The organism is Citromicrobium sp. JLT1363 (assembly GCF_000186705.1).
Lineage (GTDB): Bacteria > Pseudomonadota > Alphaproteobacteria > Sphingomonadales > Sphingomonadaceae > Alteriqipengyuania.
Genome location: NZ_AEUE01000009.1, coordinates 35,626 through 47,724 on the forward strand (window position 1 = coordinate 35,626; position 12,099 = coordinate 47,724).

8 protein-coding genes and 1 tRNA gene are annotated in these 12,099 nt (G+C 65.5%); 3 read left to right on the top strand and 6 right to left on the bottom strand.

Translation table 11 applies throughout. From position 1 onward, the window contains the following. The first annotated feature begins 64 nt into the window (after positions 1 to 64). Entirely contained in the window at positions 65 to 3,565 is a 3,501-nt protein-coding gene (gene mfd, locus ADAD_RS0114135) for a transcription-repair coupling factor (RefSeq protein ID WP_010415101.1), read from the top strand. 9 nt (positions 3,566 to 3,574) lie between these two features. On the opposite strand, the gene ADAD_RS0114140 is transcribed toward mfd, so the two are convergent. Continuing rightward, positions 3,575 to 4,864 carry a GGDEF domain-containing phosphodiesterase gene (locus ADAD_RS0114140; protein ID WP_010415102.1) on the bottom strand — a complete coding sequence of 430 codons (1,290 nt, stop codon included), beginning with the start codon at positions 4,862 to 4,864 and terminating at the stop codon, positions 3,575 to 3,577. Positions 4,865 to 4,996: 132 nt separating this feature from the next. Between ADAD_RS0114140 and ADAD_RS0114145 the strand changes: the two genes are divergently transcribed. Both ADAD_RS0114145 and ADAD_RS0114150 read left to right on the top strand, forming a co-directional pair. Further along, positions 4,997 to 5,785, top strand: a complete 789-nt coding sequence (locus ADAD_RS0114145; protein WP_010415103.1) for an NAD kinase — start codon at positions 4,997 to 4,999, stop codon at positions 5,783 to 5,785. An 87-nt stretch (positions 5,786 to 5,872) separates the two neighbouring features. Continuing rightward, positions 5,873 to 5,947, top strand: a tRNA-Asn gene (locus tag ADAD_RS0114150). A gap of 79 nt (positions 5,948 to 6,026) precedes the next feature. Here the strand turns inward: ADAD_RS0114150 and ADAD_RS16455 are convergent. The 5 genes from ADAD_RS16455 to ADAD_RS16115 all read right to left on the bottom strand — a co-directional run bounded on the left by ADAD_RS16455 (position 6,027) and on the right by ADAD_RS16115 (position 12,014). Then, positions 6,027 to 6,590 (bottom strand): DUF2939 domain-containing protein, encoded by a 564-nt coding sequence (locus ADAD_RS16455; RefSeq protein WP_050803773.1) that lies wholly within the window; start codon positions 6,588 to 6,590, stop codon positions 6,027 to 6,029. A gap of 290 nt (positions 6,591 to 6,880) precedes the next feature. Beyond that, positions 6,881 to 7,678, bottom strand: coding sequence for a sulfite exporter TauE/SafE family protein (locus tag ADAD_RS0114160; RefSeq protein WP_010415105.1), 798 nt, complete (start codon positions 7,676 to 7,678; stop codon positions 6,881 to 6,883). Then, positions 7,603 to 10,446: a preprotein translocase subunit SecA gene (secA, locus tag ADAD_RS0114165; RefSeq protein WP_010415106.1), complete on the bottom strand. Its 2,844-nt coding sequence runs from the start codon at positions 10,444 to 10,446 to the stop codon at positions 7,603 to 7,605. The genes ADAD_RS0114160 and secA overlap by 76 nt, the downstream gene beginning before the upstream one ends. Positions 10,447 to 10,545: 99 nt before the next feature. Next, entirely contained in the window at positions 10,546 to 10,812 is a 267-nt protein-coding gene (locus ADAD_RS0114170) for a hypothetical protein (protein WP_010415108.1), read from the bottom strand. 113 nt (positions 10,813 to 10,925) lie between these two features. Further along, on the bottom strand, positions 10,926 to 12,014 hold the full coding sequence (locus tag ADAD_RS16115) for a hypothetical protein (protein ID WP_139020474.1): 1,089 nt from the start codon (positions 12,012 to 12,014) through the stop codon (positions 10,926 to 10,928). Positions 12,015 to 12,099 lie beyond the last annotated feature (85 nt).

Genomic DNA, 12,099 nt, shown 5'->3' on the forward strand with positions numbered 1-12,099 from the left:
ATCCGGGCAGGGGGCAATTTTCGTGTGCGCGGAACGCCTTCGCGCCGGAGCGACTTAGACACCAATGCCCGACCTTTCCCGCATCCTCGCCGCCAAGCAGCCGCTGACCTTCGCGCAAGTGGCACGCGGGGCCCAGCCACTGGTGATGGCCGACCTTGCTCGCGCCGCAAAACGGCGCGCGGTCTTCATAGCGCCCGAAGACAGCGCAATGCGGGCCATGGCCGACGCCGCACGCTATTTCGCGCCCGAGTTGAGCGTGATCGAACTCCCCGCGTGGGATTGCCTGCCCTACGACCGCGCCAGCCCCGCGCTGTCGATCAGCACGCAACGGCTCGCCGCGCTGCACCGCCTGCAGAGCGAGAAGGACGCGCCGCAGCTGCTGATCACCACCGCCAATGCGGTGCTGCAGCGCATGCTCACACCGTTCCGTATCCGCGAGGCGGTACGCGAGCTGAAGCCGGGCGTGCAGATCGGGCACGAGAGCCTGACGACACTGCTCCAGAAGCAGGGTTATAGCCGCACCGATACGGTGATCGACGCGGGCGAATTCGCGGTGCGCGGGTCGATCTTCGACATTTTCCCCTCGGGCCTGGAGCAAGGCCTGCGGCTCGACTTCTTCGGGGACGAGCTGGAATCCTTGCGCCTGTTCGACCCCAGCACGCAGCGCACCACCGGCACGCTCGATTCCTTCCTCCTGCTGCCCGCCAGCGAGGTGCTTCTGGAGGACGCGACGATCAAGCGCTTCCGTTCCGGCTACCGCGAGCGGTTCGGCGCGCATGCCACGCAGGACCCGCTCTACGAAGCGGTCAGCGAAGGGCGGCGTCAGGCGGGGATGGAACACTGGCTGCCGCTGTTCGAGGACAAGCTGGCGACATTGTTCGATCATCTGGGAGAGAGCGACCCGGTGGTGATCGATGTCGGCGCGCTGCAGGCCAACGAGGAGCGGCTGTCCGACATTGCCGAGTATCGCCGGTTGCGGACCGAGACGGCCGGGCAGAAGGCGGGCAGCTATCGCCCGCTCGACACGCACGCGCTGTATCTGACCGAAGACGAGCTGGGCACCGCGCTGGACCAGCGCCCCGTCCACCGCGCGACCGGGTTCGACGAGCCCGAGAGCGACACGGTCATCGATTTCGGCTTCCGCTCCGCCCGCGACTTCGCGCCCGAACGCGCGCGTGGCGACAACGTGTACGAGGCTGCGGGAGAGCACTTCAAGAAGGTCGGCAAGGCAGGGAAGCGCCCCGTTCTCGCCACATATTCCAAGGGCAGCCGGCAGCGCATCGCCTCGATTCTGGGCGAGGCGGGCGTCAGCGTGGCAATGGCCGAGACCTGGCAGGACACGCTCGGCAAGTCCGCCCCGAAAAACGGCAGCGGCCAGCTCACCGCGACGATTCTGCCGCTCGACAGCGGTTTCGCCAGCGAGGATATCGAACTCGTCACCGAACAGGACCTGCTCGGCGACAGGCTGGTGCGCAGGCGCAAGAAACGGCGCGATTCGGACGCTTTCCTGAGCGAACTCCAGGCGCTCTCGCGCGGCGATCTGGTCGTCCATACCGAACACGGCATCGGCAAGTATCTCGGCCTCGAACCGATCACCGTCGGCAAGTCCAAGCACGACTGCGTGATGCTGGAGTACAAGGGCGGCGACAAGCTCTACATCCCGGTCGAGAACCTCGAAGTCCTCTCGCGCTATGGCTCATCCGAAGAGGCGGTCATGCTCGACCGGCTGGGCGGCGAGGCGTGGCAGAAGCGCCGTGCCCAGCTGCGCGAGCGGATTCAGGAAATCGCGGGCGAGCTGATGCGCACCGCCGCCGCGCGGTCGCTCAAGAAAGCCCCCGTGCTCGAAGCCGACGAAGCGAGCTACAACCAGTTCGTCGACCGCTTCCCGTGGGAGGAGACCGACGATCAGGAGCGCGCGATCGCCGATGTGCTGCGCGATCTGGAAAGCGGCAAGCCGATGGACAGACTTGTCTGCGGCGATGTCGGCTTCGGCAAGACCGAGGTTGCACTGCGCGCCGCCTTCGTCGCCGCAATGGGCGGGCAGCAGGTCGCGGTCGTCGCGCCGACCACGCTGCTCGCGCGCCAGCACTACCAGCATTTCAGCGAGCGCTTTGCCGGCTTCCCGCTCAGGATCGGCCGGCTCAGCCGCCTCGTTCTCCCCAAGGAGGCGAGCGAGACCCGCGATGCGCTGGCCGATGGCACGATGGACATCGTGATCGGCACGCATGCGATCCTCTCCAAATCCACGAAGTTCAAGGATCTGGGGCTGGTCGTGGTGGACGAGGAACAGCGTTTCGGCGTCACCCACAAGGAAAAGCTCAAGCAGCTGCGCGCCGACGTCCACATGCTCACGCTCACCGCCACGCCCATCCCGCGCACGCTGCAGATGGCGATGACGGGCCTGCGCGAGCTTTCCACCATCCAGACCCCGCCGGTCGACCGTCTCGCCGTACGCACCTACGTCATGGAGTGGGACGACATGGTGATCCGCGAGGCACTGCTGCGCGAACACCATCGCGGCGGGCAGAGCTTCATCGTGTGCCCGCGCATCGCGGACATGGAAGGCCTGGAGGAATGGCTGCGCGAGAACGTGCCCGAGGTGAAGGTCGTCCCCGCGCACGGCCAGATGAGCCCGTCCGAGGTCGAGGACCGGATGAGCGCGTTCTACGAGAAGAAGTATGACGTGCTGCTGTCGACCACCATCGTCGAGAGCGGGCTCGATATTTCGAGCGCCAACACGATCATCATCCACCGCGCCGACCGCTTCGGCCTCGCCCAGCTCTACCAGCTGCGCGGGCGTGTGGGCCGCGCGAAGCTGCGCGCCTATGCCTATCTGACGACGCCTGAAGACACCGCCCTTTCCGAAGTGGCGGAGAAGCGCCTCAAGGTGCTGAGCGACCTCGATTCGCTGGGTGCGGGTTTCCAGCTTGCCAGCCACGATCTCGACATTCGCGGCGCGGGCAACCTGCTGGGCGACGAACAGTCGGGCCATATCCGCGAGGTCGGCTTCGAACTCTACCAGTCGATGCTGGAGGACGCGATTCTCGCAGCCAAGGCAGGCGAGATGGGGCTGGAGAAGCCGCCCGAGGATATCAGCCCGCAGATCACCGTCGATGCGCCGATCATGATTCCCGAGGAGTACGTGCCCGACCTCGCCGTACGCATGGCGCTTTACCGCCGTCTCAACCAGGCGCGCGACAAGGCCGAGATCGAAGGGCTGGCGGCGGAAATGATCGACCGCTTCGGCGACTTGCCGTCCGCCACGCAGAACCTCGTCCGGCTGATCGAGATCAAGCACCAGGCGATCGAGGCGAACATCGCCAAGATCGACGTCGGCGCGCGCGGCACGCTGGTCACCTTCCACAAGGACAACTTCCCCGATCCGGCAGGCCTGATCGCCTATGTGGACAAGCGCGAAGGCGCGGTGAAGCTGCGGCCGGACATGAAGCTGGTGGTCAATCGCGCCTGGGGCGATCCGCAAAGCCGCCTCAACGGGCTGTTCCAGCTGACCAAGGGGCTCAGCGCGATCGTCAAGCGCGGCGCGAAGGAGAAAGCGCCAGCCTGACGGGCACGCCTAGCCGCTCTTGCCCGCCAGCTGCAGGAAGTCCTCCTGCTTCAGCGGTTTCGAGCGCAGGAACCCCTGGTACGCGGTGCAGCCCTCTTCGGCGGCGATCTGCCGCTGCGCTTCGTTCTCTACGCCCTCGGCCAGTACCTGGAGATCGAGCGCGCGGGCCAGCGCGACCACCGCGCGCAGCACGGCGCGATCGCGCGGGTTCTCCGCCACACCGTCCAGCATGATGCGATCGAGCTTGATGATGTCCAGCGGCAGGTATTTGAGATAGCCGAAATTGCAGAAGCCCGCGCCGAAATCGTCGAGCGCGATCCGCATCCCCGCATCCCTCAGCAGGCCCAGCGAGCGCGCCGCCAGGTCCAGATCGCCCAGCAGCGCCTGCTCGGTGATCTCCAGCGTGATCCGCTCCGGATCGACCGCAAGATCGCCCACCATATCCAGCATTTCCCGGGGAAAGCGCGCGACCGCCAGATCGGCGGCGGTGACATTGATCGAGCATTTCAGGCCGGCGGGCCACTTGAGCACCGACTTCAGAGCGGCGCCGACAACCTTTCGGGTCAGCTGCGTGGTCAGATCTGCACGTGCCGCGATCCGTAGCAGTGCTTCCCCGCCGATCGAGCCGAGCAGCGGCTGGTCCCAGCGCACCAGTGCCTCTGCCCCCACCAGCCGGTCGTCCGCCAGCGCGAACTGCGGCTGGAACATGAGCGAGACCGCCCCCTGGTCCAGCGCCCGGCGCAGCTCCGCCTCGACCCGCGCGGTGTCGATCCCCGGCGGCGCTTCGTCCCGGTCGATCCACACCACCCGCCGGCCCGCCTCGCCCTTCAGGGCGATCTGCGCATCGCTCAACCGGCTCAGCATGCTTGTGGGATCGTCGCCCGAAAGCGCGCGGACCAGCGCAATATGCGGCCAAAGCTGCGGCAAGCCCACGCTCGCACCCGCCAGCGGCTGGGCCACCGTGTCCGCCAAGGCCTCGGCCAGGAACTGCCAGCGCTCCCGGCTGCAAGGCTCACGCGTGGCGAGCAGGAACTTCCCGCCATCCAGCCGCGCGGCGAACCACGCATCGTCCGCAAACTCGTCCTGCCCGAAATGCGCGATCCTGCGCGCCACCTCGGTCAGCGCGAAATCGCCCGCGCTGGTCCCGTGCGCGATGTTCACACTGTCGAACCGGCCCAGCACCAGCAACAGGCCATGCACCCGCGTATCGCCCACGCCCAGCCATTCCCCCAGCACCTTGCGCGCGCGCGCAGGCGTGTACAGGCCGGTCAGCAGATCTTGATCGTCATCCGCGCTCATCGTCTTTCCCTATCGCAAGCCCTTGCCCGATCGGAAAGGCCATGCCGCATGCGAATACCCGGCTTGTATGCTCTCTCATTGCAAAGAGCGCGCGCGCTCCATAGGCAGGCAGCCACGCTGGAGAGGATTTCAATGGCCGGGCAGCCTCAATTCGAGCGGCTGGCGCTCGCAATTTCGAACACCGCACTGGCGCAGGATACGGCCCGCGCGCTGCAGGACGCGCACGACTGGGTGCCGCAGGAAAAGGCGGACGCTGTCGTGGCGCTGGGTGGTGACGGCTTCATGCTGCAGACGCTGCACCGCATGCTGGACAGCGGAAACATCCTGCCCGTCTACGGGGTCAACCGGGGCACGATGGGCTTCCTGATGAACAAGCACCGCCCCAAGGGCGCGCTGATCGACCGGGTGAACAAGAGCCGCCCGGTGGGGATTTCCCCGCTGCGCATGGAGGCCGTGACGCAGGATGGAGAGCACCGCGTCGAATGCGCGCTGAACGAAGTCTCCCTGCTGCGCGAGACGCGCCAGACCGCCAAGATCGAAATCCTGGTGGACGACAGGACGCGGATCGAAGAGCTGGTGGCGGACGGCGTGCTGGTGGCCACGCCCGCAGGCTCCACCGCCTACAACCTTTCCGCCAACGGCCCGATCCTGCCGCTCGATTCGCAGCTGCTGGCGCTGACCCCCATCAGCGCATTCCGCCCCCGCCGCTGGCGCGGGGCGATTCTGCCCGATCGCGCACGCGTGACCTTCCGCATCAACGAGCCTGCCAAGCGCCCGGTGGCCGCAGTGGCGGACCAGAAGGAAGTGCGCGACGTGGCCGAGGTTCACGTCGAAATCGCGCGCGATTCCGAGCTTACCCTGCTGTTCGACAAGGGCCATTCGCTGGACGAGCGGATCGTCGCCGAACAATTCATGGGCTGATTTGGCTTTCGTCGCCGGATTCGGCCTGGGGGGGCTTGCGCTATCCCAAACACCCCCATATAGGCGCGGGCCTGCCGATATGGCTGCTCCCCGATAGCTCAGCGGTAGAGTAGGTGACTGTTAATCACTTGGTCGTTGGTTCGAATCCAACTCGGGGAGCCATTCTTTCACTACATCGCTGACCGAAGCCGCGCGCCGACGATGATCGTCAGCCCGACCGGCGGCGTTGCAATACGGGTGGCTACTCTTGGACTAGGGGGCCGTCCGGCAGATCGATCGCCGAGAGCTTCCAGCCAATACCATTGCGCTCAAAAATCAAGGTAGGGACAGGCTCGTCTTCCCCGGCAACGGGGGTCGCCGTAAATCGGCTGATTCCCTCGCGCGAGATACTCCATTCGACATCTCGTTCCTGACCTTCGCGGGGGCTCTGTTCGCCGGCTTCGATCGAAGCTTCGCGCTCCATTTGCCCCTTCTCGATCATCGCGGCCATCGATTCAGGATTCACGAATCCATCAACCATCGTATCGACCATCGCCATCGCAAAGGCACTCCCCAGAACCGCAAAGCCATCTTCTGCGTCTTCCTGCTGCTTCACCATTTCTGCGGCCATGGCGGCACGCAGTTCCGTCTTCAGCGATTCCCTGACGGATGGAAAGTCGATGCTCTGTTCAAGGCGGTCAGTGTCACCCTCGGTTGCCGCGGTTTGAAGTTGCGACATGGCCCATGATGGCGACGCGAAGTACCATCCGAGGAAGAGCAGCAGAGCCAATCCAAGTATGGCGCCAACAACCACGTTCTTCTTCATGAGCCCTCTCCTATCTGGTCGAACAAATGAATAAGCCATTCCAACAGCGCGTACCATCGAAATAACCTGATCGGGGTATCCAGTACTGCATACCAACCGTCGCCATTTTCCTACTCCGCCACCGCGCGCTAAACGCAGGAGCGATGGCGCATGCGCACCCCCTCACCGACCGGATCGAGCGGTGTTGCAGAGAGGGCCTTACAAGCGGGCAGTTTTTCCGCCCTTGTACACTGTGTCAGGTGTGTCAGGCCCGCGCGGGCTACGCGCTCGAAACCGCGCGATCGCTGGGCCTAAAGCCCCAGCAGCAGCCTCACGCCGACGAACAGCGTCAGCGCGGCGGTCAGCCACGCGATCAGCTGCGGCTTGAACAGGCGCACCGCGAACAGGCTGCCGATCTGGCCACCGATCACCACCGCCAGCATCAGCGGCAGGCCCGTGCCCGCCGCCTCGCCCAGAAGGCCGGTGCCGTTCTTGGCCAGCTGGCCGGTGAGGCCGAACAGCGAGTTGACGAGAATGAACAGGCTCGCGGTGGCAGCGATGGCGCGCGGGCCGTCCCAGCGTACCAGATGCAGCAGCGGGGCGAGGAAGATGCCGCCGCCGATCCCCACCAGCCCCGCAAGGTAGCCGAGCGGCGCGGCGGCGAGCAGCATTGCGCGCCCTCCTCTGGCGCCCGCCCCTCCGCCAGGCCCGTCAGTCACCTTGCGTCGGGGGAGCAGCAGCAGCGCGCCCGCGACGCACAGGCTGGCGCCCAGCAGCATGAGGAAGGCGCGCTCTGCGATGGGGGTCAGCCCGCCGAGCAGTGCGGCGGGCGCAGCAATGCCGGTCAGCAGCAGAGCACCGCGCCACGGAGTGATGCGCGCCCGCGCAAAGCGGATCGTGCCGCCGCTGACCACCACCAGATTGCACAGCAGGGAGACCACCGGCAGCAGCCGGTAGTCCATGCCCGAGAGTGCCAGCAGCGCGCTATACGTCGATCCGCCGCCGAAGCCGACCGACGCGTAGAGCAGCGCCGTTACGCAGAAGGCGGCGAGGAGGGCCGCGAAGCCGATCCGCCCGCTCCTGCAGGCCCGCCTGCTGCGCCGTGGCAATGCTTGTACTTGTTGCCCGAACCGCACGGACACGGGGCGTTGCGGCTGATATCCTCACCCGCCCACGGGTTCTCCTGCCCGCCGGTGCTGCGGCCCGGCCCCGCGCTCGCGCGCGGGCTGCCGGCGAGCGAGCCGAACATCGCCGCCTTGCCTTCCGAACCGTCGCCATCGTTGGAATCGTCCAGCCCGGTCAACGGGTCGATATGGCCGGTCAGGAAATCGGGCAGGTCGGGCAGCTTCTGCTGCGGCGGCGCGATGCGCAGTTCGTTGCGCAGCAGGATGCGCGTCACATCCTCGCGCAGCGTGTCGAGCATCTTCTCGAACAGGCCGAAGGCTTCCTGCTTGTATTCGTTGATCGGCGTCTTCTGCGCATATGCGCGCAGGAACACCACCTGGCGCAGCGCATCGAGCGTGGCGAGGTGTTCCTTCCAGTGGTGGTCCAGCCGTTCGAGCAGGATCGACTTTTCCACCCGGCGCCACAGATCGGGCTCTGCCGCGGCAATCTTGCGCTCCATCACCGCGTCGGCTTCCTCGCGGATACGGTCCTCGAACAGCTCGGGCTCGATCGCGTCTTCTTCCATCCACTCGTCGATCGGCGGGGTGAGGCCGGTGACGTCCTCAACCCGTTCCTTGAGGGCGGCCACGTCCCACTGCTCCGGGTACGATCCGGGCGGGCAGCTTTCCGCGATGACGGCGGCGATGGTGTCGTGCCGCATATCGACCACGACATCGGCCACCGCTTCGGAATCCATGATTTCCGCGCGCTGTTCGTAGATGACCTTGCGCTGGTCGTTCATCACGTCGTCGTATTCGACGACCTGCTTGCGGGTGTCGTAGTTGCGCGCCTCGACCTTCTTCTGCGCGGTCTCGATGGCCTTGGAGAGCCACTTCGAACCGATCGCCTCGCCATCCTTGAGGTTGGAGTTCATCATCCGGGCGAACAGCGTGTCCGGCCCGAAGATGCGCAGGAGGTCGTCTTCCAGACACAGGTAGAAGCGCGAGAGGCCGGGATCGCCCTGACGGCCCGAACGGCCGCGAAGCTGGTTGTCGATCCGGCGGCTTTCGTGGCGTTCGGTGCCGAGGACGAACAGGCCGCCCGCTTCGAGCACTTTGGCCTTGTCCTCGGCCACCTGCGCCTTGATCTTCTCGATCAGTTTGTCGCGCTCGGGCCCTTCGGGCATGTCGCCGACCTGGTCTTCGATCAGGAAGTCGAGGTTGCCGCCCAGCTGGATGTCGGTCCCGCGGCCGGCCATGTTGGTGGCGATGGTGACCGCGCCCGGGCGGCCCGCCTGCGCGACGATATGCGCCTCGCGTTCGTGCTGGCGCGCGTTGAGCACTTCGTGCTTCACGCCTTCCTTGTCGAGGAACTGGCTGAGCAGTTCGGACTTCTCGATGCTGACCGTGCCGACCAGCACCGGCTGGCCGATTTCGCTCTTTTCCTTGATCGCCTTCGCGATGGCCTGGAACTTGTCCATCGTGTTCTTGTAGAATTCGTCGTCCTCGTCGATCCGCTGGACGGGGACGTTGGTCGGGATTTCGACCACGTTCATCTTGTAGATGTCCCAGAACTCCGCCGCTTCGGTGGCGGCCGTGCCGGTCATGCCGGAAAGCTTGGGATACATGCGGAAGTAGTTCTGGAACGTGATCGAGGCCATCGTCTGGTTCTCGGGCTCGATCTTGACGCCTTCCTTGGCTTCCACTGCCTGGTGCAGGCCGTTGGACCAGCGGCGCCCTTCCATCATGCGGCCGGTGAACTCGTCGATGATGACGACCTTGCCGTCTTTCACGATGTACTGATCGTCCAGCTTGAACATGAGGTTGGCGCGCAGGCCTTCGTTCATGTGGTGGACGACCTGCGTGTTCTCGACATCGTAGAGATTGTCGGTTTCGAGCAGGCCGCTCGCCACCAGCCGCTGTTCGATCTCTTCCGCGCCGTCCTCGGTCAGCGAGACGGTGCGCGATTTCTCGTCCGTGTCATAATAGCCCGCGCCTTCGCTGCTGCTGTCGGGCAGCGCGTTGTGATCGGCCACGAACTTCTTCACCACCTCGTCGATCGAGACGTAGAGGTCGGTCTTGTCCTCGGTCGGGCCGGAGATGATCAGCGGGGTACGGGCCTCGTCGATCAGGATCGAGTCGACCTCGTCGATGATCGCGTGGTTGAAGGCGCGCTGCACCATCTGGCCGCGCTCGTGCTTCATATTGTCGCGCAGGTAGTCGAAGCCGAATTCGTTGTTCGTGCCGTAGGTGATGTCTGCGGCGTAGGCTTCCCGACGTTCGAACTCGCCGATGTTGGGCACGATCACGCCCACCGACAGGCCGAGCCAGCGGTAGACCTGGCCCATCCACTCGGCGTCGCGCTTCGCCAGATAGTCGTTCACGGTGATGACGTGGACGCCTTTGCCCTCGAGCGCGTTGAGATAGGTCGCCAGCGTGGCGACCAGCGTCTTGCCCTCACCCGTGCGCATTTCCGCGATTTCGCCGCGGTGGAGTACGATCCCGCCGATCAGCTGCACATCGAAATGGCGCATGCCGAACACGCGCACCGAGGCTTCGCGCACCGTGGCAAAGGCTTCGGGCAGGATATCGTCGAGCTTGGCGCCCTCGGCCAGCCGCTCGCGCAGCTTGGGGGTCTGCGCCTGCAGGTCCTCGTCGCTGAGCTCCTGCATCGCAGGCTCGAGCGCGTTGATCTGCTGGACGATCTTGTCGAGCGATTTGACGTAACGGTCGTTCGAGGAACCAAAGAACGACTTCATCATGGATTGAAGCATGGAGGATTGGCCTTGGAAATAGCGGGTTATGCCGGATCGCGCCCTGGCACAGCGGTGCCGGGCGGTCGCATGGATTTCGTTTGAATGTCGGGTGTCGCGCTATTCCAGCGCGCGATCGGGGCCCAGTTGGACGGTGGGCACGAATACCCGCAGATCGTGCAGCAGGCACACCGTGTCGCACGCAATCCGCCCGTCACGCAGACGGATGGACGTACCGCATTCGCACCGCACATCGCCCTGGTCCGGATCGGAGATTTCGGCCGCCGAGTGACTGACCGAGCTTTCCGCGAACATCGCGTTCGCCGGCGCACCGATAGCGATCAGCCCGGTGAGGAAAGCGAGGCAGGTTAGCAGGAGCCGCAGCATGGAGCGCTACATAAGAGGTGCATGGCACTACGTCCAGCCGCAAGCGGGTGGAGATAGAGGGGCGCCTGCCCTCGTCCGGGCCGCGTCACCGATCCGGAAAACAGGCCCGGTAATCAGCCGCACCCGCAGGTCTTGCGGAGAGCCTGCTCCCACAGATCGGCGACGTGCGCGTCGCCGTAATGCGTGTCGATATAGGCGAGCCCCTTCGCCAGGCGATCCTGTTCCTCGCGCCAGTTCGACGCATATCGCGCGAGGCCGTCCTGCCAGTCGTCGATCGGGATGAAATCACCCAACTCCTGGTAGGAGGGCAGCGCGTCCGCGACCACGCCCAGCCCCGCCCGCAGCGCGGTCGCGGGGCGATTGATCGATTTGCCCAGCGTGAAGCTGTTGCGTCCCACGGGGATGATCGCCACCCGATGGGCGCGCAGCGACGGCAGGAAGCCCGCAAGCGACCAGCTGACGTAATGCGTCGGAATCCCGAATTCCGGCGCCATGCGCCGGTAGGCCAGCCAGGTATTGCTGATGATCGTCAGCGTGATCGGATGATGTTTCGCAAACGCCTCAAGCTCGGGCATGCGTTCGCGGACATGGACCAGGCCCGCCTGCGCGCCCGAACTGTTGCCGAACCATACGCAATGCAGCGCGCCGGAATGCCGGGAGAGGAAACCTCGCAGGCGCCGCAAGCGCCATCGCTCAAGCAGGGAAAGGCGCAAGCCGGCGAGATACTGCGTGTTTTCGAGCAGGTCGGGAATGACCTGCCCCGGCACGCCGGGCACCTGTTCGCGCAGCTTCTCCAGCAAATCAGGCGTCGGCGCAGTCATCAGAGCCGCCCGCTGCAGGCCGGCTATCACCCGCCGCTCCGCCCGATCGTCGCCCTCTGCGCGGGCCTTGGCGACCAGATTGTCGCACATGTCGTAGAGAACGGGCACGCCCGCCGCCTCGGCCCGATCCAGCACCCGCTCCGCCGTGCCGGTAAAGCTCTTGGAGATGACGATGCAGTCGAGGCCGTCGGGTGCCCGCGCTCCATCGTAGAATACGCATTCATGGCCCCGCGCCTCCAACAGCGCCATCGGGCCATGAACCCGCAGACGGGCGCTCGCGTGCTTGGGATTGGGGCGCTGGGTATACCAACCGATACGCATTCGGCTCTCGTCACTTGGCTGGTCCCGCCATTCCTCCCGCGTGACGGAATGGGCGATCATGGCCCGGATAGCGTCCGGCAGCGCGAGCGCAAGGAAGAAACGGGCGCGCCTGGGCCCGTCACCTGCAATCGAACGGGCTTGCCTC

Coding starts and splice junctions, on each gene's coding strand:
- ADAD_RS0114140 (WP_010415102.1), bottom strand. CDS start 4,864: ATGAGCGCGGATGACGATCAAGATCTGCTGACCGGCCTGTACACGCCT.
- ADAD_RS16115 (WP_139020474.1), bottom strand. CDS start 12,014: ATGATCGCCCATTCCGTCACGCGGGAGGAATGGCGGGACCAGCCAAGT.
- ADAD_RS0114170 (WP_010415108.1), bottom strand. CDS start 10,812: ATGCTGCGGCTCCTGCTAACCTGCCTCGCTTTCCTCACCGGGCTGATC.
- ADAD_RS0114145 (WP_010415103.1), top strand. CDS start 4,997: ATGGCCGGGCAGCCTCAATTCGAGCGGCTGGCGCTCGCAATTTCGAAC.
- secA (WP_010415106.1), bottom strand. CDS start 10,446: ATGCTTCAATCCATGATGAAGTCGTTCTTTGGTTCCTCGAACGACCGT.
- ADAD_RS16455 (WP_050803773.1), bottom strand. CDS start 6,590: ATGAAGAAGAACGTGGTTGTTGGCGCCATACTTGGATTGGCTCTGCTG.
- mfd (WP_010415101.1), top strand. CDS start 65: ATGCCCGACCTTTCCCGCATCCTCGCCGCCAAGCAGCCGCTGACCTTC.